Here is a 22736-nt window from a genome sequence, read left to right on the forward strand (position 1 = left end):
CGGGAACCCAGTACCTCGGCCCATGCCGCCGAGACCGGTACGAACCGTCGTACGGAGCTCTGGACTCCCGCTGGACATGGAGAAGCTGCTGGCCGCTCGGCTGCACGCAGTGAAGGTCCGGCCCTACCTGGCCGGCGCACTCTTCGCACTGCAGGTGGTGGAGGACCACACGGTGCTGACCATGGCAGTGGACGCACACTGGCGCTGCTACGTCTCCCCTGGTTTTGTGCTGCGCACTCCAGTCGAGGAGCTCGCCGGCGTCTGGGTGCACGAGGTCTCCCACCTGCTCCGGGACCACCATGGGCGCGGAGAGCGGTATGCGCGGGAGCAATCGGCGTACGGGGCTGGTGAGCGGCTGCGGCGGAACATCGCTGCCGACTTCGAGATCAACGACGACATCTACGGCGACGGCCTGCCCCAGCCAGCTGGTGCGGTACTGCCGTCGCTGCTGGATCTTGCCCCAGGTCTGCTGATGGAGGAGTACCTGCGCAGTACGTCGATGTCCGGGCTACCGGTGGAGCTGTCTTGGCTGGACTGTGGCAGCGGCGCAGACGGGCACACCCGGCCGTGGGAACTCGGACCGGATGGGGCGAACGGTCTGAGCAGGCAGGAGCAGGATGCGGTCCGCTTCCGGATCGCAGAGGGGATCAGGGCCCGCCCGGGTGACGCACCGGCGGGTTGGCGGCGGTGGGCGGACGAGGCGTTCCACCCGCCGCAGCCATGGCGACAGTTGCTGGGGGCGGCTGTCCGCTCCGCGGTCAGTGCACCTGGAGTGGGCGACGACCACACCTACCGGCGTCCGTCCCGCCGGTCTGCCGCGCTCCCCGGAGTGCTGCTGCCCAGCCTGCGCCGGATGCCGCCCCGCGTGTGCATCGTGATTGACACCTCGGGCTCCGTGAGCGACGGCGAACTGGGCAGCGCGCTCCTGGAGGTGGCGGCGATCTCACGGGCGGTGGGCGGCCGGCGCGACCTGGTGTCGGTGATCTCGTGCGACGCGGCGGCAGGGGTCGCCGTACCGCTCTGTCGAGCCGAGAACCTCGAGCTGATGGGAGGTGGGGGCACAGACCTGCGGTCCGGGTTCGCCCAGGCGCTGCGGTCGCGCCCGGACGTGATCGTCGTTCTGACCGACGGGCAGACACCATGGCCCTCAGCCCAGCCACGGTGCCGCACAGTCGTCGGTCTCTTCGCCCGGCCGGCGAGGGCAGTGGATGAGGACGATCCGGAGTACTCCCCGGACACCCCACCGCACTGGGCTCGCGTGGTCAGCATCGGCTAGGGGTGGATCTGCAGGCCGATTCCGAGGTCGAGGCGCATCGACTCCAGGATGACGAAGACGGTGCTGGTGATGAAGACATCGGCGGCGCCGAGCACCCCGGAGTACTTCTTGACGACGGGTGCGGCGGCTTGGGCGGAGGCGGTGTCGAGGTAGCCCTTCACTGCGGCCCACGCGTTGTCGCCGTACCGGGCGTAGAAGGGCATCGGGTCGACTGTGGCCAACGCGGTGCGCACGTTCTCGACGATGTCGGCGAGGTACTGCTTGTGCAGATCCAGGTCTTCGCGCGTACCTGGCCGGCCGAGGTGGCCGCCGATGAAGTGCTTCCACGGGTAGGCCAGGGCGAGGTCCGGGGCGGCGAGCGAGCCCGGTACGTCGACGTTGACGTTGAAGCCGGCGAACGAGGCCCAGCCGGGGATCACGACGTCGATCAGCATCATCGTCTCGTGGTCGGGCAGGTGGATGTAGATGTTGTCGGGGGTGTGGTTGGAGCCCTGCCAGGCGAGGTTCACGCGTTCGCCGCCGACCTCGAGGGTGTGCTTGGCGTCGAAGGTGAGGTCGGGGGCGGGGCGCGCTGGGTCGTCGGCGCGGAGCAGCAGTCGCTTGGTCTCGGCGTGGCCGACCCGGACGACGTCGCGGCCGAAGAGGGACGAGGCGCCGATGTGGTCGGCGTGGTGGTGTGAGTAGACGAGGTGGGTCACCTTGTTGGACACGCCGTTGTCCGACGCGATCCGGTCGATGGCCCGCTGCAGGTTGTGGCCGAGGGTCGGGGGCGCGTCGAAGAGCACGACGCCGTCCGGTGTGGTCAGGAACGCTGCTTGGTAGCCGCTGTCGGTGACCCAGTAGAGGTTCTTCTCCACCCGCCCGACGTAGAAGCCCTGTTCGTTCATGGCCGGGCCGAGTGAAGAGTGCGGCACCGGTGCGTAGTCCGGGAGTTCTGTTGTCATATGGCCAGAGTCGCCACCGGCCAGGTGACTGGGCATCACCTGAATCAGGTGATTCGGCCACTAGACTCACAGTGTGTCCGGGCTGATTGACCGCCAAGACCTGGTCGCCGCGCTCGACCGTGCGGTGACGAAGAAGGTGACGGTCCTCGCTGCGCCTGCGGGCAGCGGGAAGACGTCGGTACTGCGGCTGTGGGCCGACCGTGCGGAGCAGAACCACCGGATTGCCTTCGTGGCGCTGCAGCCCGGTCAGGACGCGCACCTGTTCTGGTTCGCCGTACTGAGCGCGATCCGGGCCGCCTGTGGTGGGGAGCCGCCGTTCGCGGCACCTGGGTGCAACGGGCACGACAAGGTGCTCTCCGAGGTCAGTGCGATCGACGGCCCGTTCGTACTGGTTATTGACGACGCACACGAGCTCAGCTCCGCAGAGGACCTGGCTGAGCTGCTGGCCGACCTCCCGCCGCTCGCACACGCGATCGTTGCCACTCGGGGTGAGCTGCCGCTGCACCTGCACAAGCTGCGGCTGGCCGGGCAGCTGGCTGAGATCCGCAGCCCGCAGCTGCGCTTCACCGTCGCGGAGACGCGGGAGCTCCTGGCCGCAGCGGGGATCTCACTGCCTGATCGGCTCGTCGAGCTCCTGCACCAGCGCACTGAGGGCTGGGCGGCCGGGCTGCGGCTCGCGGTGCTGTCGCTGGCGGGGCATCCGAATCCCGAGCGGTTCGTGACCGAGTTCTCCGGTAGTGATCGGACTGTGGCCGAGTATCTGATGGCCGAGATGCTGGAGCGGCAGCGTCCCGACGTACAGAGGCTCCTGCTGCGCACGTCCTTGCTGGACAGAGTCAATGGCGAGCTGGCTGATCTGCTCACCGGTGCGGTCGGGGCAGAGCGCATGTTGCTGGATCTGGAGGAGGCGAACGCATTTGTCGTCTCACTCGATCCGGAGCGCACGTGGTTTCGCTATCACCATCTGTTCGCGGGACTGCTGCGGTTGGAGCTACGCCGTACACAGGCCGACGAGATCCCTGCCCTGCATCGGCTCGCCGCAGGGTGGTTCAGAGAGCACGGGCAGCCTGCCGACGCCATCCGACACCTCCAGGCAGCTGGTGACTGGGCTGAGGCGACCCGCCTGCTGACTGAGCACGCACTCGGTCTGACTCTCGACGGGCAGGGGTCGCTTGTCCGGGACCTTCTGCACGCCTTCCCTGCTCCCGGTGATTCGCTCGCGCTTGTCTACGCCATCGATGAGCTCGGCACCCTGCGGCTCGATGAGGCCGCGGCTCACCTGGAGGTCGCCCGCTTGAGAGGTGAGCACCAGATGCTGCTCACGGCGCTGGACCTGCTGCTGGCCAGGCTGCGTGGTCACTTCGACTGTGTAGTGGCGCAGGACGGCGTCCAGCCGTTCGCCGACCCCGCTCTGCGCGCCATGGTCCTGCTGAACCTCGGCGTCACCGAGGCGTGGTCACAGCGGCTCGCCGACGCCGAACGCCACCTCCTGGAGGGCGCGGCGCTCGCCCGCGACCTCAACCGCCCGTACCTCGAGGTGTCTTGCCTCGCGTACCTCGGGTTCGCCTCCACTGGACGCTCGCTCGCGCTGGCCCGCCAGCGCTGCGAGGAGGCGATCGCCTTCGCTGCCCGACATGGCTGGGACACGGAGGCGGTTGCCGCACCCGCACACGCCACCCTGGCCTGGGTACTCGTCCAGACCGGCGAGTTCGAGCAAGCGTCGTACCGGCTCGAACAGGTCAACCAGACCGACGCTGAACCGGGCGTGCAGCTCCTCGTGTACGTGGTCTCGGCACTCGTCGCGGCCGCCCGCGGCCACCACTACGACGCCCTGACCGACTTCGCCGCCGCACGCAAGGTCCAGGCGAGCATGGCTGGTGAACACACCCTGTCCACCCAGGTGACGGCCTGGGCGATCGCTACTCAAGCTCGCGCCGGCATGCTCGACCAAGCCCGTACGGCGCTCGCTGCCGCCGGTGAGCTCCCCACTGCGGCCGCGGCTCTTCACCTAGCCGAAGGTGACCCAGCGCCCGTCGCTGCTGGCGGAGGCGACACCCTGACGAGGGTCGAAGCCCACCTGCTGACAGCCCTCGCCTACTGCGACCTGGACGACAAACGCGGCGCTACGACCGCGCTGGAGCAGGCACTGGACCTGGCTGAGCCGGACCGCCTGATCCTCCCGTTCGCCATCACCGGCGCCTGGCAGTTGCTCGAGGCGCTACCAGCCTGGGACACCAAGCACGCGGCTCTCGTCACCGCCATCCTCGACGCCGTCCGCAACAACACTCCATCAGCTCCGGTGGTGGATCCGCTCAGCCCCAGCGAGCTCCGCGTCCTCCGCTACCTCCCCACGAACCTCACCCGCCCCGAGATCGCCGCCGACCTGCTGCTCTCCCTCAACACGGTCAACACCCACATCCGCCACATCTACGCGAAACTCAACGCCAGCGACCGCAATACCGCCGTACAGGAAGCACGTGCTCAAGGCCTCCTGTCCCGGATACGTTGACCACATGGTGTTCACCTCGTCTGTAGAGCGATCGTCGCCGGACCGCCTGGCCAACGAGCGCGATGCGCTCACCCAGCAGCTCGACTTCCACCGCGCCACCCTGCTGCGCAAGCTGGACGGCCTCGACGACGAGGCACTCCGCCGCCCCATGACAGCCTCCGGCCTCAGCCTGCTGGGCCTGGTCAAACACCTGGCCGACACCGAGCACAGCTGGTTCATCAAGATCTACGGCGGCTCCACCGAGCCAGACCTGTACGCCGTCCCCGGCGACCGCGAGGCCGAGTTCCGCGCGGAACCCGGCGAAACCACCGACGGCCTGGTCGGCCAGTACCTACAGGTCTGCGAGCGAGCCAGCGCCCTCGTAGCCGCCGGCGACCTCGACGACGTAGTCACCACACCCTGGGGCTCCGAAGCCAACCTGCGCGCAATCCTGCTCCACATGACCCAAGAAACCGCCCGCCACAACGGCCACGCCGACATCATCCGCGAAGCGATCGACGGCGCCACCGGCCACTGACGCGATGACTGAGGGGCGGTCCCGGCACTAACCTGGTCAGCTACGGTGCGTCCGGCTCGCCGACGCGCCTGCGACGTGTGGTGGGGGACGCCTTTTGCTGGCCAAAGAGCGAGACACAGGGGTGGAATGACGAATCGAAAGCGCCTCCGGCGCACCTCCAAGGATCTTCGGTTCCGTCCGTCGAGCCCGTCGACCGGAACAGCGCAATCTGCCTTCGTACCTGGCGCGCCTGTGCGCTGGCGGGTGCACGTCGGAGGCCCCGTCCACTCGGCGCCGACCGTCGCCGACGGGACCGTCTATGTCGCCGGGGACGGGCTGTGGGCCCTCGACACGACTGACGGCACCGTCCGGTGGACCCATCCCGACGCCGGGTTCACGAGTGCGGCCACGGTGGTCGGCGACAGCGTCTACATCGCGGGCTACTTCAGGTTCTTCGCCTTGGCCGCTACTGACGGCCGGACCCGCTGGCATCGGCGCATGAACCGGTGGTCCCATACTCCGCCCGCGGTCGGCAACGGCCTGGTCCACTACGTCAACGACAACCGATACCTTCGTACCCTCGACGCGGCAACCGGCCGCGGTCGCTGGAGGACGAAGTACCGTCGGCCCAGGTGGAACGAGTCCGCACCCGTGCTTGCCGATGGCACTCTCTACGCGGTCGACGATCGGGGAACGGTCCGGGCCTTCGACCCTGCCACCGGCAGGACCCGCTGGCAGCAGTCCACCCCGGCCTTTGAGCCCAGTACGCCGTTAGTGCACGACGGTTGCCTCTACTTGGCAGCCGGACAGGGCCCTCGCGTCTATGCTCTCGACGCCGCCACCGGCGCGCATCGCTGGCAAGCGTGGCCCGACATCCAGAGCGTCAGCAGCATCAAAACGACGCCCGCGATCTACGGCAACACCCTGTACGTCGGTTCCCGCGATCATCGCCTATACGCGCTCAACGCGACCACCGGCGAAACCCGATGGCACGTCACCACGGGCGGCGAAGTCGGCTCTTCCCCGGTAGTGGCGGACGGCACCGTCTACTTCGGCAGCGCCGACGGTCACCTGTGGGCAGTGAGCGCGCAGAACGGACAGGTGCGGTGGAAGGTGCCGCTCGGCGGACGAGTGTCGACTCCAGTCGTCGCGGACGGCGTGGTCTACGTCGGCACCCGAGACGGCTACCTGTACGCCGTAGACGCGGTCCCGGCCCCACGAAACAACTGAGACGAAATGACCGAGGGGCGGTTCCCAGACCGGGAACCGCCCCTCATTGTGTTCTGCCCCTGCGCGTGACCACGTCCTGCGTTGCCCAGTGGAAAGCTGGTCGGGTGGCCACTCGGAGAGTGGCGGAGGATACGAGATTCGAACTCGTGAGGGGTTGCCCCCAACACGCTTTCCGAGTCCCCGTGGTCGTTCAGGGGTGTTCGCCAAGGACCGTTCAGGCGCAGCCGCAGCGCCTGCACGCCCCCGAACAGACATGGATGAGACTAGCTTTGAGACTGCTGACGGGCTGCTGCTATAGGCGTTCCCGAGACTGCAGAGCTCGGCGTCGATACCCCAGGAGTGCGCCTCTCGGAGCTTTGCGGGCATGCTTTCGAGGTTTCCGAATAGCCACCCAAGACGGTCGGCCGAGGCCGACCGAGCAATCCGAGTGTTTGCCCAACATCCATGAATCGAAGCGGATGAGCTTGTGCCGGCCAACGGCTTGGACATGTAGGCGGTGCCCTGAGGTCAAGGGCCTGCAGGGTCGTCGTCCGGCAGGGCGTCTTCCTCCTCTTGTGTGAGACCGAGGACAAGCGACTTGGTGCTCGATGGCTCGAGCCGCTCGGAGTTGAACAGAAGGACGTGCCCGCAGACGTCACACTCCACCTGGACCAAGAAGAGAACGTTGGCTTCGGCGTCCCATTCCGGGTCAGAACGCTCGCGTTGGAAGCCGCCGATGTTCTGCATCACAGGCAGCCGCAGGACGCCCAGTTGGCCGGTGCCGCATACTGCGCAACTGCTGAGCCCCAGTTGCATGATTCGTGCTTGCATCCGGTCAAGTGCCGTGCGTCGCCATCTCATGGCTGATCGTACGTAGGGAACGGACTCCACGTGAATACCTGAGCCGACTGAGCCTCAGACTCAAAGACTGCAGTTGAGCGTTGTCGACCTCTATGAGGTTCACGGTTGCCCCGAGCTAGTACGACGGCATGTGGGAGCTCAGGGGCTCCCACCAGAGGCCAGCCTCGCCAAGCTGTCAGAGGTAACGACTTTACAAAGGTGCCCGGATCTGATGTTGACGAGCTATCGCCGACTGCTGAATTTGCTACTAAGGTCAGCAGATGGCAGTGGGGGAAGCGAATCATCTCAAAGGTGCGGACGGCGCGCGTCGCGCAAAGAAATGGCTCGACGCCACGACGAGAGTGAAAGCGTCATGGACTAATGAAGACGAAGTCAACATAAATAAGTTGTCATTCGCATGGCCGTACGGGGGGCAAACATTCTCCTTTGACCTTGGTGGTATCTTATCCGGCGACGAGTTTGAGAATCAGACATTCGTTTCCGAAGTCAAGAATTACAGTGGAGTAGGAGATCAGCCGGAACATTACGATGACTGGTTGGCGAAGAGTTATATTGCGCGACAGTTGAACCCCGCATTGACCGACAATTTTATGTGGATCACGTGGCATCCCTTTGCGCAAACGAATTGGAAGAAGCTGTGTACGGAAGAGTGGGTTGAGAAGGGCATCCTTCTGCCCAAGAACATCGAACGCATCTTCGGCACAAAAGATCGCGATGACGCGAAGGCGGCTATAGATTCGAAAATTGTAACTGACGTTGCTTCGCGCCTCTGGGTGATCGTCTTGTCTGAGAGGCAAGAGAAGTTGGTGATCACGGGCAAACATCGGTCATGGCTCGTCAAGAAGCAAACAAAGAAGGATAGCGAATGACCACCGGATTTATGCAGTCGATCGCCAACCTTGCCGATGCCAGCCCCGGGCGCCATGTTGACGCGATCAAGCAACTGGTCGCCAATCGGTTCCGGGAATCAGACTCAGATGTCGATGTTTACGCGACCGAGTACTTTAACCATACTTATACGCCCGACCTGGTGCTTAGTTGGCCCGGTGAAGCGAGTCGAAATGTTTTCCTGAGGACGACCACGCGTCAGCAGTACTTGCTGGAGGATATCGACGCAATCGGCGAAATGCATCCGATAATCATGCCGCTCGGCGACCTTGACGGCACCGACGAGAGGGGCGGGGAATCGATTGATGCTTCCCGAGCTGAGCGTACAAACTTCGATCGAAAGTCAGTGGAAGCGCGCACCCTTGTAGCGAACCCACAGGCACTTGAGAGCTTGGCGGAAGCTGCTGTCGATGCGCCGGTCGTTGGATTGTTATCTCGCGCTGTGCTCCAAGGAGGGCGAGGACTGGTCGGCGAGGGGCGCGCAGCTGCCGCAGGAGCAACGGTTGGAGATGGCTTCGTTGCCGCGAGTCAAGGGTCTGCGGACGATACAGGTCGCGCAGTCGACCTGGTCGATGGTCTGTTGGACGGCTTCCATGCAAGCAGGATCAACAGACTTCTGCAGGCGGTCTGGATTGCCTCTGGAGCACCGGCGACCGGATTCCCTGGAGCAGTGCAACTCACCGCCAACCTGGATCGAGAGTCACTTCAGTTCCTCCTGGCAGGTGCGGACATCGACGATTACGAGTTCTGGGCGCGCCTGGCACGAGGGCTGACGCTGGGGAGGCTAATTGAGACCACCATCGATGTTGATTCGGAGAATCTCCAGAGGCTCGTGCGTGCGGCATTGCCACATCTTTCCGCGAAGGCATGTGTAGTGCTGATCGAGGATCAGGCGACAACGGACCTGTCGCTGCCGCGTTGGACTACGACTGGCAGAGCACTCGGGTTAATAGCACAGCGCTATTCGGCGTTTGCAAGCACCTACGCCGCCGCTGACATGGGAGTCACTCTGCGGTCCAGTGATGCGGTCACGGTTCCAGACCTTGTTTCACGTGTCGATCAGGCGCAGGTGACACTGTCGGAAATTGAGCTCGAAGGCGTTCGTGGTCAGCGCGTGGGGGTCAGTAATGCTGATGGTGATCTTTCGCGGGATGAACTCCTCACGCGACTAGGCGACGCCCTCGGCGTTAATGCGGCTGTGCGACGTGTTGTGGTCGGCCTAGAAACAGGGCAGAGTCTTCGGTGCGACTTAACCAAAGGTGTCGCGGCGGGTCGTACCGTGGCGAAGTATCGATTGGATGACCTTCTGGATGCCAGCATCTTGATCCTTAAGGGCACGACTACTCGGGAGCGTGACGAACTGGCAACCGTGCTCGGCTTGTTCTAAGTAGATTGGCTATCGCACGGGCGGAAATTCGGAGAGGCTTAGCGACGTGCTTCCAGATGGCCGAACTAGTTGGCGGCTCTACTCTGTTTCAGAGCACCGTTTCTGTGAGCGGTCAATCTGCGACGGCAGGCTAGCGATTGGTGCGACCGATCGGCCTCTTAGTCGGAGCCACCATCGATAAAGTCCCGAGTACGCGTGATTCGCCAGTGTCTCGTTAACCTCGTTGATCATCATCTGCATAGCATCGAGCACCTCTTGCGCCGCGGAGGCGTGATGCGATCTCATCGAATTCTCTGACGTTGCGAGCATTGATCGCCAAGGTGCTCTCGGCGCGGATTTGGTCGAACTTGGTCATTGCGTTTTGTAGCTCATGAGTGCCGTATATGACCCGTTGGGCCAAGACGGTCCGCCAGGCTTCGTCGGCGGCTCGAATCCGATCGTCTGCGATCGGACCGCCTGAGCGATTGGCATTATGTATGAGTCCATGGATCAGATACTGGCGGTCCATTGCGGCGCAGACCTCGGCTGAAAATGAGCGCCATTCTTTAACCATGCCGATGTTCCATTCGCGCAGCCATCGACGCTTCTCTTGGAGTGTGTTCAGGGCTATGCCGAGCCATAGCAGAAAGGCTCCAGATAGCAGCGTGGTCAACTGTTCGAGGTTCATGCCAGTCATCATCTGAGCGCTGAGAGGTGATTGCAAGGCTGAGGAACCTTCTTCGAGGGCGCCGAAATTCGCTGCCTCTGGTCCTGAACCTCGCCCTGCGAGCCTCTGGGTGGCTTCAGGTCGCTTGTGAGGCCGCCAAGAGTCGGATCGCAGCTTCTCGCAACCCCCCTGACGGGTAACTGTCAGAAACGGCAGGCTAGTTAACGGCAATAATGCGCAATTCCACTGGGAGGTTGGCAATTATGCAGCTCACGTTGGTTGGCGGAGATCCGATGTTGAACCCGAAGAACTCGCCGACGATTTACATGACGGATCGGGACAGTTGGGTTGTTCAAGGGTGGGTTAATGAAGATCCGGAGGCGTTGGCTACGCTGAATCTTCCGGCTGCGGAGTCTGCCGCGGAGATTCCGGATCGGATGATTCAATTCTTTAAGGAGGAGGATCGTGCGGGAGATTTCGGAGGGCGAGTTCGGTCCTCTGCTGGATGGCTTCCAGGAGAGCTCGGCTGACCTGGAGACTCGTGATGCCTACGGGACGGCGACTGAGCTTCCGTGCATGGCGAAGTGGGCTGCGGGTGAGCCGGATAATCTCGCGTGGCTGGATGAGTGGTGTGCGGAACTGCGAGAGCACGTGAAGGCCGGCCGAACGGTTCGGCGGGCTCGGGTCGTGTCTGAGCCGTTGAGTGAGTATCAGCGGTGGTCGCGCAGCATCGCGCATCCGATGGTCGATGCGGGCGAGGACATCCGGTGGGTCCCCGCCGGCGGGTGTCCGCGGTCTGCGTCCCTGGGAACGACTTCTACCTACTCGACAACGAGCTGGTCGTGTTCCTGCACTACTCGGGTGCTGGGCTGAACACTGCGTTCACCATGTCGACCGATTCAAGGGACGTCGAGCAATGCCGTACCGCGTTTGACGCTGTGTGGGCGTTGGCGATACCGCACAGTGAGTACGACCCCCATCTAGCGCAGCGAGAAGGCGCAGGAAGCACTCGGGCTACTGCCAGCGAACCGCCCTCGCCGTTCCGTCTTACACGTCAAACTCACCGCGACGGCCGCTGTCGAAACGACGCATGCGTGTATCGAATCCTCCCCCTGCCCAGCCATGATGGGTAGGTTTTGATACATGGAGGCTCTCCCTACGGAGCCCTGGCGCTCCTCCACCTGGCCTCGCTCGGGGTCGTTGAGACCCCGTTGAGACCCGCACTGAAGAAGGGCCGGTCGCTGATGCGACCGGCCCTTCCTGTGTTCAGCCCCTGCGAGTGCCGTACTGCGCTCTGACCAGCGGAAACACTGGTCAATCGGCCGCTCGGAGAGTGGCGGAGGATACGAGATTCGAACTCGTGAGGGGTTGCCCCCAACACGCTTTCCAAGCGTGCGCCCTAGGCCACTAGGCGAATCCTCCAAGCGGAGAGAATACGCGAGGAGGACTTGGTTGTGGAAATCGGGGCACCAACGTGATCCCAGGTCACGGGGGATGTGGTCAGTTGGGGCGGTCGGCGTGATCGACCGAGTGCGGGGAGAGCGTCGCTGACTGGAAGGAGTGTGCCGCCGGATATCGATTACCGGCGGCACACTCCTTCCACTCGACGCCAGATCGCTGCACCTGTACGGCGACTGGCGCCGCCGCGCTGGATCGCCACCACCCACCAACTCCGCGCGGCCACGCTCAGCACTGCCTGGGCGAGCGGCCCGGAGAGGGGATGCTCCTATAGATGTCAAGCGGGCTGTGGTGTGGTGAGGACGTAGTAGATCTCGCGGGTGACGATTCGTTTGAGGCAGCGGATGGTGTCTTTTTTGGAGAGGCCTTCGGCGGTGCGGCGTTCGAGGTAGGCGCGGGTGCGTGGGTCCCAGCGGAGTCGGCAGATGACGATGCGGTGGATGGCTGCGTTGGCTTGGCGGTCGCCGCCGCGGTTGAGGCGGTGGCGGTGTGTCTGGCCGGAGGATGCGGGGATGGGTGCGGTGCCGCAGAGCATGGCGAAGGCGGCTTCGGAGTGGAGGCGGTCGGTGTTTTGGCCGGCTGTGATGAGGAGTTGGCCGGCGCTGTCCGGGCCGACGCTGTGGAGTTTGAGCAGGTCGGGGTTGCTGGCGTGGGTCAGTGGGGTGATGAGGGTGTCGAGGTCGGCGATCTCGTCGCTGAGGTTGCGGTAGCGGCGGGCGAGGCTGCGGAGCGCGATTTTGGCGGCTTGGGCGGGGTCGGCGGCCTGGTTGGTGTCGGGGCGCAGCGCGGTGCAGGTCTTGATCAGTTGCACGACCGTCAGGGCCCGGAGTTGGTCGCGGAGCTGGTCGGGCGCGGTGATGATGAGTGATTTCATGCGGCGGACGCAGTCGGCGCGCTGGCTGATCGCGCTGCGGCGGGCGACTCGCAGGTTGGCGGAGTGCTTCGATGTGGCCGGTGCGGATTTTCGGTGTTCCGGTGCGGGTCCCGGACAGGGCGGACCGGGCGGCTGCTTCGGCGTCGAGGGGGTCGGACTTTCCGGCGGATCGGCGGGTTTTGCGGTCGGGCCGGTCGACCTCGATCACGTTGAGATGCTGGCTGGTGAGGTATCTGGTCAGGCCGTGGCCGTAGGCGCCGGTTCCTTCCACGCCCACTGTCAGCACGGTTCCGAAGCTGCGCAGCCAGGCCAGCAACTGGCGGTATCCCAGTGTTGTCGTGGGAAACACCTGGTGGCCGAGCAGCCGTCCGACATTGTCGATCACGGCGGCGGTGTGGGTGTCTCGGTGGGTGTCGACACCGCCGGTGACAGTGGACTGGAGCTGGGTGTTGTCGCGTGTCATGGTGGTTATTGCCGTCCTTTGCTAGGGCTAGGGCGGCACGCACCAGCCGAGGCAAGCGGACAGAACAGTGATGGGTGCCTGCTGGCACAGGCTCCTATGAAGTCACGAGTCCTCTGGTCCGGTGAGTGCAGTGGCTCCGCAGCAGGCCGACCGACAGATCCACTTGAAGACCCGAAGTCAGTTGAAGGGTGAGTCAGGACGGCCACTGCGGAGCCACACCCAAATCATCACTGTTGATGGGTGATGCACGTCCGGACGAGCCTTCTGTCGGCATGCCTGGGTGGGGCCTTGGCGCCTGCGGCGGAGACCACACTGCGCCTGCACATCAGGCAGAAGAACGTTCAGTAGGGTCGGTCCATGGGTGCTCCTGATCCGAATGTCGTCCATCCGATGCCTGCGGCTGAGCGGGTGGTGTTGCTGAAGGCGGTGGTGTCGTCGCCGTTGATCGAGGTGGGGGACTACTCGTACTACGACGATCCGGAGGAGCCGGAGCGGTTCGAGACCACGAATGTGCTGTACCACTACGGGCCGGAGCGGTTGCGGATCGGGAAGTACTGCGCGCTGGGCGAGGGGACGACGTTCATCATGAACGGCGCCAACCACCGGATGGACGGGCCGTCGACGTTCCCGTTTCCGATCATGGGCGGGGCGTGGGCCGAGCACTTCGACCTCATCACCGGGCTGCCCGGCCGGGGGGACACGGTGGTCGGGAACGACGTGTGGTTCGGGTATCGGAGTCTGGTGATGCCAGGGGTGACGATCGGTGATGGGGCGATCATCGCGTCCGGGGCGGTTGTGGTGGACGACGTACCGCCGTACGGGATTGTCGGTGGGAACCCGGCGAAGCTGATTCGCCGGCGGTTCCCGGATGCGGACGTGGAGCGGCTGCTGGCCGTCGCCTGGTGGGACTGGCCGGTTGAGAAGGTCACGGCGAACGTCCGGGCGATCATGTCCGGCCGGATCGACGACCTGTCAGTCGAGCAGGACAGGGGCTAGCGCTCGCCACTGGTCGATGGGCTGGGGGCCTGTGACGCCAGTGATCACGTTGATGGCGACGTGGTCGGCGCCGGCGGCGCGGTGTTCGGACAGCTTGGCCTTGATGTCGGCTGGGGTGCCCCAGGCGGCCAGTGCGTCGACCATGTGGTCCGGTAGCTCGGCCTGGTCGGCTTTGCTGAACCCCTGGCGTTCCAGCGAGGCGGCGTACCCGGGGATCTTCGGGAAGAAGCTGATGGTGTCCCGGGCGATCGACCGTGCCTTCTCGGCGTCTGACTCCAGTACGACGAGGTGACTCACCGCGAGCAGCTTGTCCGGCCCGACCACCTGCCGTGCCTCGGCGGTGTACGCCGGGGTGATCAGGAACGGGAAGGCGCCGGCGGAGTGGTCGCGGGCGAGCCCCAGCATCCGCGGACCGAGCGCTGCGAGCACGCGGTGCTCTACGGGGACCTCAAGCTCTTCCAGGTACGCCGTGAGTCGTTCGATCGGGCGTGGGCCGTGTGCACCGCCCAGTCCGACGGTGAAGCGGCCGCTCGGCTCCAGAGCGGCGTACGTCGCTGCCACGTCGGCGGCCGGATACGTGACGATCGCCAGGACGCCGGTGATGAACTTGATCGAGTTCGTCGCCCCGATCAGGTCGGTGATCGTCTGCAGGCCGGGGAGTGGACCTCCGGACAGCCAGATCGCCGGGTAGCCGAGTTCTTCGGCGGCCTGCGCGGCCGCGAGCGAGTGGGGGCTGCTGTCCAGACCGGTCGAGATCCCGAACCGGCCGAATTGATGATCCGTCACTTAGTCAGCGTGCGCCGGGAGCGGGGCAACGCGCCAGAGTGTTCGCTGACAGCGTGCGGCGGATGGGCCGATTCCCGGTCAGCGGTCCGGATCCCGTACACTCGACCTCGGTTCCCCGCGTGGCGGTATCTCGCCCAACTCCCCCAGGGCCGGAAGGCAGCAAGGGTAAGTGAGCTCTTCCGGGTGCGCGGGGAATCCTTATGTCCAGGCCCAGTCTGGGAGGCTCCGGTGAGCGACGAAATCCGCTATCTGCAGGAACTGATCATCGCCGAGCTGGGCGTGCCGGCCGCGTTCGATCCGGACACGGAGATCGAGCGCCGGGTCGAGTTCCTCGCCGACCAGCTGCGCCGATCCGGAGCGACGTCGTACGTGCTCGGAATCAGTGGCGGTGTCGATTCCGCGACCGCAGGGCGGCTGTGCCAGCTGGCGGTCGAGCGGATCCGCGGCGAGGGCGGTCGGGCGACGTTCATCGCGATGCGGCTCCCGTACGGCGTACAGGCCGACGAAGCGGATGCACAGCGGTCGCTGGAGTTCATCCGGCCCGACGAGACGCTCGTGGTCGACGTGAAGCCGGCCACCGATGCCATGGTCGAGTCGGTGCGGCACGCCGGATTCGGTGAGCGCGAGGACTTCCATGTCGGCAACGTGAAGGCGCGGCAGCGGATGATCGCGCAGTACACCGTGGCCGGTGCGCGCGGCGGTCTGGTGGTCGGGACCGACCACGCGGCCGAGGCCGTGATGGGTTTCTTCACGAAGTTCGGCGACGGCGCGTGCGACCTGACCCCGCTCTCCGGTCTGACCAAGCGCCGGGTTCGTGAGGTCGGCGCCCGGCTCGGTGCGTCCCCGGAGATCACCGGCAAGGTGCCGACGGCGGACCTCGAGACCAACAACCCGGGTGTTCCCGACGAGGCGGTTCTCGGCGTCACCTACGACGAGATCGACGACTTCCTCGAGGGCCGTGAGGTCGACGAGAAGGCTGCGAGCACGATCATCGCGACCCATCGCCGTACGGCACACAAACGCGCCCAGCCGCTCGCCGTCAGCTGAGGAAGCTAGTCACTAGCTCCGTGTAGGCGTCTGCGGCTTCGGCGTGGACGAAGTGAGCGCTGTTCTTCGCGAAGTAGTAGGTCCCCTTCGGTACGTCGGCCTGGAACCGGGCGATCTCTTCCGGACTGGTGACGGGGTCATACGCACCCTTGATCAGCAACGCCGGTTGGGTGATCTGCGCGAGCAGTGGCAGCAGAGACTCCAGGAATTCGGGCGTCTTCATGATGGCCTCGGAGAACTGGCCGGAACGTGCGTGGAGTTCGTCGGGGATCTCGGTGTCGGCGGGGAGCTCCAGATCCTGCGTGTCAGGGCCGAGGTAGACCTCCATCCGGCGGTCGCCCAGTTGGTGCATGAGCCTGAACCGGTCGTTCAGCATCTGCGTGGTCGCCGGGCCTTCGTGCGGCGGAAGCTGCAGTGCGGGCGCGATCCGCTGGGCCGCCCGGATGAGCGTCTCGGTGTTCAGTAGCAGGTCCCAGGCGGGGTTCTCGAAGATGACCCTTGTGACGGCGGTCGGGTGCATGATGGCGTACCGGAGGGCGAGGCGGCCGCCGAACGAGTGGCCGAGGATTGACCAGCTCGCCAGGCCCAGCGTCTCGCGGAGGGCCTCGAAGTCCGCGACCAGGTCGAGCTCGTTGACCGGTCCGGTGAGGGGGTCGGACTGCTGTACGCCGCGCTGGTCGACACCGATCAGGTGGAAGTGCTTGGCCAGCCGGCCACCCTGGAACGACAGGAAGTCGTAGGAGCCGGAGCCGGGACCGCCGTGGAGGAACAAGAGCGCAGGCCCATCCGCGGAGCCGCGCTCGTCGACGTACAGCCTGGTGCCGCGGACCTCGATCAGCATGGTCCCGAAGCTTAGGTGTCGTGAGCGGTTCTGGGCAGGCCTGGCAGCTTCAGGTCAGGATGCGTGGGCCAGCTCGCGGAGGCGGTTGGTCAGGCGGGCAAGGCGGATGGTGGCGATGTTCCGGTACGCCGGTCGCAGAACCGTGGCCAGGGGGCCGGTCTGTTCGAAGGTGTGGGTGACCTGGCTGTCCGGGCCGATGGCCCAGATACCGACCTCGCGGAAGCCGGGGACCTGCCAGGTGATCTCGACCCGGTCCGCCTCGACCGCCGTGTAGACCAGCTCGCCGGCCAGGCCCGGGCGCACCCGCAGCGCATACCGGGAGCCCTGCTCGGCGGCGGGCGGGCCATCGATCGCGAGGAAGGCCTCGTTCCATTCCGGGAGGGTGAGGGCGTCCAGCAGGAGGTGCCGGATCGCGGTCGGGCCGGCTGGGATGCTGTCGGTGGCTTGCTCCATGTCTATCTCTCCTGGGCGACGATCTCTCTTAGGCGAATGGGTGTGCGGGGTCTCGGCGGCGGGCCAGGGCGGCGCCGGCGGGGAAGCCGTCGGCGACGGCACGGAGGGTGGCGATCGTCTCGCCGAGCTCGCGGTCGGCGACCAGGCCGTCGATCGTCCGGTGCAGCCGGTTCTCCGCGGTGACGACGCGGCGGTGCAGGGCGCGACCCGCCGTGGTCAGGCTCAGCGCGAGGTACCGCCGGTCGACCGTGTCGACGCTGCGCTGCACGAGGCCCTGGGCAACGAGGCGGTCGACGAGGCGGCTTGGGCTGTTGCCTGTCTCGCAGACCAGCAGGCCGCCCAAGGCGTTCAACGTGAGCGGGCCATGGTCACGCAGGACTCGCAGAACCTCTGCCTGGGATGGCGTGATGCCCAGTGGGCGCAGCTCGGCGGCGAGCAGCCGGTTGCCCTCGCGCTGGATCGCCAGCACGAGATAACGCAGCTCCTCCAGAACCTTCATGCGGAATACATTACACGACACGTATGTCACGACATCTATCGGCGCGCGGCAAGAGTGCCGGAAGAGTGCCGGAAAAAGTCCTGCGGGGGTCATGGTCAACGCGACATCGGGACTGGCACAGTGTGTGCATGAAGGGTCTGATGCAGGACTACCAGCTGTCCCTGGACAACATTTTTCTCCGGGCCGAGCAGTTCTACCCGGACCGGACCGTGCACACCGGCGGGCCGGCGCCGGCCACGATGACGTACGGCGAGTGGGCCGCGCGGACCAGACGCCTGGGTGGGGTGCTGGACACGCTCGAGGTCACCGCGGACGGCCGGGTCGGCACTTTTGCCTGGAATTCCGGGCGCCACCTCGAGCTGTACTTCGCCGCGCCGTGCACCGGCCGGGTGCTGCACACGCTCAACATCAGGCTCTTCCCGGAGCAGATCGTCTACATCGCCAACCACGCCGAGGACGAGGTCGTCTTCGTCGACCGCTCGTTGCTGGGGCTGTTCCTGCCGCTGCTCGACCGGCTCCCGCTGCTCAAACACGTCGTGGTGATGGACGACCTGCCGCCGGGTGCGCCCGGGGTCGAGGTGCCGGACGACCCGCGGTTCCACGACTACGAGGAGCTGGTGGCCGCCGCCGAGCCGGTCGAGTTCCACGTCGAGGACGAGAACCAGGCGGCCGCCATGTGCTACACCAGCGGTACGACGGGGAATCCGAAGGGTGTCGTCTATTCGCACCGGTCCACCTGGCTGCACTCGATCGGCGTCCTGACCAACTCGGCGATCGGGCTGGCCGAGACGGACACCGTGATGCCCGTCGTGCCGATGTTCCACGCGAACGCCTGGGGCCTGGCCCACGCGGCGCCGATGGCCGGCGCGAGCCTGGTGTTCCCGGGGCCGGACATGAGCCCGCAGGGGATTCTCAAGCTGCTGCAGGAGCAGGACGTCACGCTGGCGGCCGGCGTCCCGACCATCTGGCAGGGGCTGCTGCCGCTGCTCGACGGGGTCGAGCTGCCCAAGCTTCGGCGGATCCCGTGTGGCGGTTCCGCGGTGCCGCTGGCGCTGTCGGAGGCGTTCCGCGCCAAGCTGGGCAAGCCGATCCTGCAGGCCTGGGGGATGACCGAGACCAGCCCGGTCGCGACCGCCTCCCACGTCCCGCCGCGCTACGCCGACCTCCCCGAGGAGGAGCAGGCCCACGTGCGGGCCCGCCAGGGGACCCCGTTGCCCGGCGTCGAGGTGCGGATCGTGGAGCCCGGCTCGATCGAGGCCCTGCCCTGGAACGACGAGGCGACCGGTGAACTACAGGTCCGCGGACCGTGGATCGCGGCCGAGTACTACCGCCCCGACGCCGGTGTCCAGCTGTGCACCGAGGACGGCTGGATGAAGACAGGGGATGTGGCGGCGATCGACCAGTTCGGTTCGGTCCGCCTGGTCGACCGGACCAAGGACCTGGTGAAGTCCGGTGGTGAGTGGATCAGCTCGGTCGAGCTGGAGAACCTCCTGATGGCCCACCCCGACGTCAAGGAAGCCGCGGTCATCGGCGTACCGCACCCGAAGTGGGACGAGCGCCCCCTGGCCTGCGTCGTCCTGCAGGAAGGCGCGACGGTCACCGGCGAGGAGATCCTCGACTACCTCCGTCCCCAGGTCGCCAAGTGGTGGCTCCCCGACGCGGTCGAGTTCATCGACGAGGTCCCCAAGACCTCCGTCGGCAAGTTCTCCAAGAAAGACCTCCGCACCCGCTTCGCCAACTACCACCTGAAGTAACCCCCACTGCGCTCCACTCACGAGGGTTCCTGCACACCGCAGGAACCCTCGTTGCGTTGCGTGCCGGTCCACCACCCATCCCACGAGCGCCTCTCACTTTGTGCACGCACCGACCACATTCCGCCCGCAGAACTGGTTGGCCCGTGCTCAAGGTGGTGGTCGAGGCAGACCTTGTGCACCCGCCAACCACATTCCGCGCTCGGAACTGGTTGAGCCGTGCTCAAGGTGGTGGCCGAGGTGCACCTTGTGCACCCATCAACCAGGTCTAGCTCGCGGAGGTGGTTGGCCCGTGCTCAAGGTGGTGGGGTCGGTCGGTGCTCATCGACTCAGTGCGTTGGCGTGGTCGGCAAACGGCTGCGAGCTAACGTCCGAAGGACCGCAGGCGTGGTCTCCGGGTCTTCGGACGTTAGGTGCTGGGGTCGCCGGAGGGACCGCTTTGTGGATGGTTACTGCCTGTCTGCGGCAGTAGGTATCCACAAAGCGCCGCCGCTAACCGACTCGGTCGCCTTCGGCGTCCACGAAGCCTTCGGGTGGCCGTTGGTGGTGGCTGGGCTGATGGTTCGGTCGGCGATCGCGTTCATGTTGCCTGGGCCTGACGGGCTGTGGCTGGGGTAGTGATTGAGGTCGTCTGCGGGTGCACGTTGCGCGGGGCTGGGGAAGTTGCCTGTCGATTTGGGCGCAATCGGCTCCCCGGCGAGTCAGCCGCAGACCTCGTCACCGCTGAACGCGGCGGCTGGGCGCGGTTACCTGTCGAATCGGGTGCATTTGGCTCCCCAGTGATCGTGGGAAACCACCGCGACGGGTTGGCCAACTGGCCTCCTCGCCAGCGGCGGCAACCACAGCCCGGAAGTCCAGTCAACGGGCAGGTGATCGCCAACCGCACCATCCCCCTCAGCCAGGCACCCAGCCCAGCCACCCGTGTCTGCAAGCCGGCCGCAGCGGCGAGCAACCACCGCGGACCGCCCCGGCCGCAGGCAGACAGGCAGGCAGCAGGCACAGGGGATTAGGGGGTGCTGTTGAACCAGTTGCGGAGGGGCGGAGTTCGGCGGATTACGTAGCGGTCCAGGAGGAGGACGGCTACGAGGGTTACGCCGAAGAGGGGGAGGAAGAGGGCCAGTGCGGTGACGATGATGGCTAGGGCTGGGGTGGATTTGAGGGGGAGGCGGCCGCGCGGGGCGCCGAGGCCGGCGCCGGGGGTCTTGGGGCGGCGGCGCCACCACATGGTTGGGCCGGTGATGCCCATGAAGATGACGGCTAGGCAGAAGGCTGTGGTGAGCCACAGGTTGAGGGTTCCTAGGCGACGGCCTTCGTGGAGGGCGATGCCTTGGGCGACGGTCTTGGCCAGGAGCGGGTAGTCCTGATAGCCGTACGTCGAGACGACAGCGCCGCCGTACTGGTCGACGTGCAGGGTTCGTTCCTTGGCGGGGTTCTGGAAGGCGTAGCCGATGACGGAGTAGACGCCCTCTTCGTCGCCAGGCAGGGCGATGGTCATCGGGTGGGCGAGGCCGTTGCGGTCGCCGACGGCGATGGCTGTGTCCACGTTGGCGACTGAGCGGCGGTCGCCGTTGGGGTCCGAGCGCGGGACTTTGGTGTCGCCGAGGGCCCAGGGGACTGTGTGGCTGTGCGGGAGTGATTCGTCCAGGGTGGAGGTCGGGTTGGAGAGTGCTCCGTGGTCCTCGCTCCACATCGAACTGCCTTGGCTGCTGGCGATTTCCTGCACCTTCGCGCCCCAGAAGCCCGTCCACGGCAGCCCCGACACGATCAGGAACAGCACGCCGATGCCGACCACCGAACCGGTAAGTGCGTGCCGAGACCGCAGTACGGCGCCCGCGGCCCGGGCAGCGCGGCGTCGGGCTCGCGCGATTCGGCCGCGGAAGAACAGGTAGTAGCCGGTGATCGCCATCACGAGCGCCCAGCAGGCAGCGATCTCGACCACCACTTCACCGACGCGGCCGGCCATCAGGTTGCCGTGCAGGACGATCGCCGCGCCGGACAGTGTCTTGTCCGGGTTCAGCGATCCGAGCACCTTGCCTTCGTACGGATCTACGAAGACATCACGGCCTTCGCCGTCCGCGGTCTGTACCGAGAAGACCGTCGACCGATCCGGGCCAGACGGCTCGGTCATCGACACGACCGTCGCGCCTGGCATCGCCGCCTTCACCTCGTCGAGCTGCGACGAGTAGGGCTGCGCAACGAGTCCGGCGGGCTGCGCCACCTTCATCAGATCGGCATGCAGCAAAGGCTCGATCTGGAACCGGAACAGGTAGATCAGCCCGGTCGTCGCCAAGAGCAACAAAATCGGGACGACCAGGAAGCTGGCGTAGAAATGCCATCGCCAGAACGCCCGGAACCACCCAGATCCCCGGCTGACCTCACGCTTCGAGGCCGCACCAGGCCCGCTGACGGTTGTTGTCACACCACCGCAACGTGCGACCTGGCCGCGCGGTTCCCTCAGTCGAACGCAACCCCGAAGTGCCGCTGCAGATGAGCCAGCGTGGCGTCGACGAACTCAGTCGGCCAAGGCGCGCCCGTCTCCAACGCGAGCGCCTTCCCGCGCCGGAGCATCTCCCGGCAGAGGTACTGGTTGGCCGCGATGATGTCGGTCGGGTCGGACCCAGCAGCCGGAACACCTTCCAGTACGGCGCGTTGCTCCGCCGACAGCAGCGCGTTCAGCCGCTTCGCACCCCCAGTACGACGTACTCCGCGCTCCGCGAGCATGAGCCGAATCAGCTGGTCACGAACCACGCCGACGCCCTGGTTGGCGACCACCAGTTCGTCCCGGCCGAGGACGGTGACCAGATTGCCGAGGAAGTAGAAGAACATCTGTACGACGCTCTCCGGCCAGTACGGCGTCCCCGGGCGGCCGTCCTCCGCCGGCTGATCGCCGTCCGGGAACAAGGTGCCGTCGCGATCGAACAGCACCCGGACCCCGTCGTACTGGAATCGGTCGAAGGACGCGAGCGGATGCGCGATGAGGTCCACGTGCAGCCAGTCCGGGGTGATGCCGAGACCGCCGGCGAGGGTGCCGAGCCGTTCGGTGAAGACGGTCGGCCCGGCGAGGTCGCGCAGTACGTCGTCCCAGTGCTCCTCGAACCAGCCGATACTCGCGTCCGTCACGACGAGGTGGACGTCGAGATCGCTGAACCGGTCCTCGGCGCCGGTCGCGTAGCTCCCGATCAGGTAGGCCGCCAGGACCCGGTCGTCGGCCGGGAGCAGGTCGCGGGCGCGCTGGATCATCACGTCGTACCGCTCGTCGCCGGAGCCCATCCGCTCACCCTAGGCCGGGCCGGGACCGGCGCGCGGGCGTGATCCGGGCGACGGTGGAAATGTCGGCGGGCGGCGCTAGGGT

19 protein-coding genes, 1 tRNA gene, 1 other RNA gene and 2 pseudogenes are annotated in these 22736 nt (G+C 65.9%); 12 read left to right on the forward strand and 11 right to left on the reverse strand.

Annotated elements, in window-relative coordinates; all coding sequences use genetic code 11:
- Positions 1-22: 22 nt before the first annotated feature.
- Positions 23-1276, forward strand: a complete 1254-nt coding sequence (locus ACFVWG_RS33430) for a VWA-like domain-containing protein (protein ID WP_391547459.1) — start codon at positions 23-25, stop codon at positions 1274-1276.
- Here the strand turns inward: ACFVWG_RS33430 and ACFVWG_RS33435 are convergent.
- Entirely contained in the window at positions 1273-2220 is a 948-nt protein-coding gene (locus ACFVWG_RS33435; RefSeq protein ID WP_391547460.1) for an MBL fold metallo-hydrolase, read from the reverse strand. The genes ACFVWG_RS33430 and ACFVWG_RS33435 overlap by 4 nt on opposite strands.
- A gap of 73 nt (positions 2221-2293) precedes the next feature.
- Between ACFVWG_RS33435 and ACFVWG_RS33440 the strand changes: the two genes are divergently transcribed.
- The 3 genes from ACFVWG_RS33440 to ACFVWG_RS33450 all read left to right on the forward strand — a co-directional run bounded on the left by ACFVWG_RS33440 (position 2294) and on the right by ACFVWG_RS33450 (position 6455).
- Positions 2294-4729, forward strand: coding sequence for a LuxR C-terminal-related transcriptional regulator (locus ACFVWG_RS33440; RefSeq protein WP_391547461.1), 2436 nt, complete (start codon positions 2294-2296; stop codon positions 4727-4729).
- A gap of 4 nt (positions 4730-4733) precedes the next feature.
- Positions 4734-5246, forward strand: coding sequence for a DinB family protein (locus ACFVWG_RS33445; protein WP_391547462.1), 513 nt, complete (start codon positions 4734-4736; stop codon positions 5244-5246).
- A 126-nt stretch (positions 5247-5372) separates the two neighbouring features.
- The gene (locus ACFVWG_RS33450; protein ID WP_391547463.1) at positions 5373-6455 is read left to right on the forward strand and encodes a PQQ-binding-like beta-propeller repeat protein; all 1083 of its coding nucleotides are present in this window, start codon (positions 5373-5375) and stop codon (positions 6453-6455) included.
- 507 nt (positions 6456-6962) lie between these two features.
- Here ACFVWG_RS33450 and ACFVWG_RS33455 read toward each other — a convergent pair.
- Positions 6963-7250 carry a hypothetical protein gene (locus ACFVWG_RS33455; RefSeq protein WP_391547464.1) on the reverse strand — a complete coding sequence of 96 codons (288 nt, stop codon included), beginning with the start codon at positions 7248-7250 and terminating at the stop codon, positions 6963-6965.
- 305 nt (positions 7251-7555) lie between these two features.
- Between ACFVWG_RS33455 and ACFVWG_RS33460 the strand changes: the two genes are divergently transcribed.
- Entirely contained in the window at positions 7556-8164 is a 609-nt protein-coding gene (locus tag ACFVWG_RS33460; RefSeq protein ID WP_391547465.1) for a hypothetical protein, read from the forward strand.
- On the forward strand, positions 8161-9570 hold the full coding sequence (locus ACFVWG_RS33465; protein ID WP_391547466.1) for a hypothetical protein: 1410 nt from the start codon (positions 8161-8163) through the stop codon (positions 9568-9570). The genes ACFVWG_RS33460 and ACFVWG_RS33465 overlap by 4 nt, the downstream gene beginning before the upstream one ends.
- Positions 9571-9784: 214 nt before the next feature.
- Here ACFVWG_RS33465 and ACFVWG_RS33470 read toward each other — a convergent pair whose 3' ends face one another.
- Complete coding sequence (locus tag ACFVWG_RS33470) at positions 9785-10237, reverse strand: hypothetical protein (protein ID WP_391547467.1); 453 nt, start codon at positions 10235-10237, stop codon at positions 9785-9787.
- Positions 10238-10681: 444 nt separating this feature from the next.
- Between ACFVWG_RS33470 and ACFVWG_RS33475 the strand changes: the two are divergent.
- Positions 10682-11349: pseudogene (locus ACFVWG_RS33475) on the forward strand (DUF6879 family protein).
- Between the two features lie 201 nt (positions 11350-11550).
- On the opposite strand, the gene ACFVWG_RS33480 reads toward ACFVWG_RS33475, so the two are convergent.
- Together ACFVWG_RS33480 and ACFVWG_RS33485 are read right to left on the reverse strand one after the other, a co-directional pair.
- Positions 11551-11638 (reverse strand) — tRNA-Ser (locus ACFVWG_RS33480).
- A gap of 313 nt (positions 11639-11951) precedes the next feature.
- Positions 11952-13011, reverse strand: a pseudogene (locus ACFVWG_RS33485) (IS110 family transposase).
- Positions 13012-13368: 357 nt separating this feature from the next.
- On the opposite strand from ACFVWG_RS33485, the gene ACFVWG_RS33490 reads away from it, so the two are divergent.
- The gene (locus ACFVWG_RS33490; RefSeq protein ID WP_391547468.1) at positions 13369-14007 is read left to right on the forward strand and encodes a CatB-related O-acetyltransferase; all 639 of its coding nucleotides are present in this window, start codon (positions 13369-13371) and stop codon (positions 14005-14007) included.
- Here ACFVWG_RS33490 and ACFVWG_RS33495 read toward each other — a convergent pair.
- Complete coding sequence (locus ACFVWG_RS33495) at positions 13984-14793, reverse strand: TIGR03620 family F420-dependent LLM class oxidoreductase (protein WP_391547469.1); 810 nt, start codon at positions 14791-14793, stop codon at positions 13984-13986. The two genes, ACFVWG_RS33490 and ACFVWG_RS33495, sit on opposite strands and share 24 nt — an antisense overlap.
- Before the next feature lie 106 nt (positions 14794-14899).
- On the opposite strand from ACFVWG_RS33495, the gene ffs reads away from it, so the two are divergent.
- Positions 14900-14996: signal recognition particle sRNA small type (ffs, locus tag ACFVWG_RS33500), an RNA gene on the forward strand.
- Positions 14997-15021: 25 nt separating this feature from the next.
- A complete protein-coding gene (nadE, locus tag ACFVWG_RS33505) occupies positions 15022-15840 on the forward strand; it encodes an ammonia-dependent NAD(+) synthetase (protein ID WP_391547470.1) in 819 nt (272 codons plus the stop codon).
- On the opposite strand, the gene ACFVWG_RS33510 is transcribed toward nadE, so the two are convergent.
- From ACFVWG_RS33510 to ACFVWG_RS33520, 3 genes are read right to left on the reverse strand one after another with little or no spacing between them, the layout of a single operon-like run.
- On the reverse strand, positions 15833-16681 hold the full coding sequence (locus tag ACFVWG_RS33510; protein ID WP_391547471.1) for an alpha/beta fold hydrolase: 849 nt from the start codon (positions 16679-16681) through the stop codon (positions 15833-15835). The two genes, nadE and ACFVWG_RS33510, sit on opposite strands and share 8 nt — an antisense overlap.
- 54 nt (positions 16682-16735) lie before the next feature.
- The gene (locus tag ACFVWG_RS33515) at positions 16736-17134 is read right to left on the reverse strand and encodes a hypothetical protein (protein ID WP_391547472.1); all 399 of its coding nucleotides are present in this window, start codon (positions 17132-17134) and stop codon (positions 16736-16738) included.
- A 28-nt stretch (positions 17135-17162) separates the two neighbouring features.
- Positions 17163-17633 carry a MarR family winged helix-turn-helix transcriptional regulator gene (locus ACFVWG_RS33520; RefSeq protein WP_391547473.1) on the reverse strand — a complete coding sequence of 157 codons (471 nt, stop codon included), beginning with the start codon at positions 17631-17633 and terminating at the stop codon, positions 17163-17165.
- A gap of 128 nt (positions 17634-17761) precedes the next feature.
- Here ACFVWG_RS33520 and ACFVWG_RS33525 point away from each other — a divergent pair, with 128 nt between their 5' ends.
- Both ACFVWG_RS33525 and ACFVWG_RS33530 read left to right on the forward strand, forming a co-directional pair.
- Complete coding sequence (locus ACFVWG_RS33525) at positions 17762-19387, forward strand: long-chain fatty acid--CoA ligase (RefSeq protein ID WP_391547474.1); 1626 nt, start codon at positions 17762-17764, stop codon at positions 19385-19387.
- A 438-nt stretch (positions 19388-19825) separates the two neighbouring features.
- Positions 19826-20002, forward strand: coding sequence for a hypothetical protein (locus tag ACFVWG_RS33530; RefSeq protein WP_391547475.1), 177 nt, complete (start codon positions 19826-19828; stop codon positions 20000-20002).
- Positions 20003-20390: 388 nt separating this feature from the next.
- Here the strand turns inward: ACFVWG_RS33530 and ACFVWG_RS33535 are convergent, their stop codons facing one another.
- Together ACFVWG_RS33535 and ACFVWG_RS33540 are read right to left on the reverse strand one after the other, a co-directional pair.
- Positions 20391-21803, reverse strand: coding sequence for a PepSY-associated TM helix domain-containing protein (locus ACFVWG_RS33535; RefSeq protein WP_391547476.1), 1413 nt, complete (start codon positions 21801-21803; stop codon positions 20391-20393).
- A gap of 35 nt (positions 21804-21838) precedes the next feature.
- Positions 21839-22654, reverse strand: a complete 816-nt coding sequence (locus tag ACFVWG_RS33540; protein ID WP_391547477.1) for an aminoglycoside 6-adenylyltransferase — start codon at positions 22652-22654, stop codon at positions 21839-21841.
- Between the last annotated feature and the right edge of the window lie 82 nt (positions 22655-22736).

Origin of the sequence: Kribbella sp. NPDC058245, from assembly GCF_042882005.1 — a bacterium.
In the GTDB taxonomy this organism is placed as follows: Bacteria; Actinomycetota; Actinomycetes; order Propionibacteriales; family Kribbellaceae; genus Kribbella.

Bases quoted from the DNA above. Each gene is read 5' to 3' on its own strand.
- ACFVWG_RS33430 (WP_391547459.1), top strand. From the start codon at position 23: ATGCCGCCGAGACCGGTACGAACCGTCGTACGGAGCTCTGGACTCCCG.
- ACFVWG_RS33435 (WP_391547460.1), bottom strand. From the start codon at position 2,220: ATGACAACAGAACTCCCGGACTACGCACCGGTGCCGCACTCTTCACTC.
- ACFVWG_RS33445 (WP_391547462.1), top strand. From the start codon at position 4,734: ATGGTGTTCACCTCGTCTGTAGAGCGATCGTCGCCGGACCGCCTGGCC.
- ACFVWG_RS33450 (WP_391547463.1), top strand. From the start codon at position 5,373: ATGACGAATCGAAAGCGCCTCCGGCGCACCTCCAAGGATCTTCGGTTC.
- ACFVWG_RS33455 (WP_391547464.1), bottom strand. From the start codon at position 7,250: ATGCAACTGGGGCTCAGCAGTTGCGCAGTATGCGGCACCGGCCAACTG.
- ACFVWG_RS33460 (WP_391547465.1), top strand. From the start codon at position 7,556: ATGGCAGTGGGGGAAGCGAATCATCTCAAAGGTGCGGACGGCGCGCGT.
- ACFVWG_RS33465 (WP_391547466.1), top strand. From the start codon at position 8,161: ATGACCACCGGATTTATGCAGTCGATCGCCAACCTTGCCGATGCCAGC.
- ACFVWG_RS33470 (WP_391547467.1), bottom strand. From the start codon at position 10,237: ATGAACCTCGAACAGTTGACCACGCTGCTATCTGGAGCCTTTCTGCTA.
- ACFVWG_RS33490 (WP_391547468.1), top strand. From the start codon at position 13,369: ATGGGTGCTCCTGATCCGAATGTCGTCCATCCGATGCCTGCGGCTGAG.
- ACFVWG_RS33510 (WP_391547471.1), bottom strand. From the start codon at position 16,681: ATGCTGATCGAGGTCCGCGGCACCAGGCTGTACGTCGACGAGCGCGGC.
- ACFVWG_RS33515 (WP_391547472.1), bottom strand. From the start codon at position 17,134: ATGGAGCAAGCCACCGACAGCATCCCAGCCGGCCCGACCGCGATCCGG.
- ACFVWG_RS33520 (WP_391547473.1), bottom strand. From the start codon at position 17,633: ATGAAGGTTCTGGAGGAGCTGCGTTATCTCGTGCTGGCGATCCAGCGC.
- ACFVWG_RS33525 (WP_391547474.1), top strand. From the start codon at position 17,762: ATGAAGGGTCTGATGCAGGACTACCAGCTGTCCCTGGACAACATTTTT.
- ACFVWG_RS33540 (WP_391547477.1), bottom strand. From the start codon at position 22,654: ATGGGCTCCGGCGACGAGCGGTACGACGTGATGATCCAGCGCGCCCGC.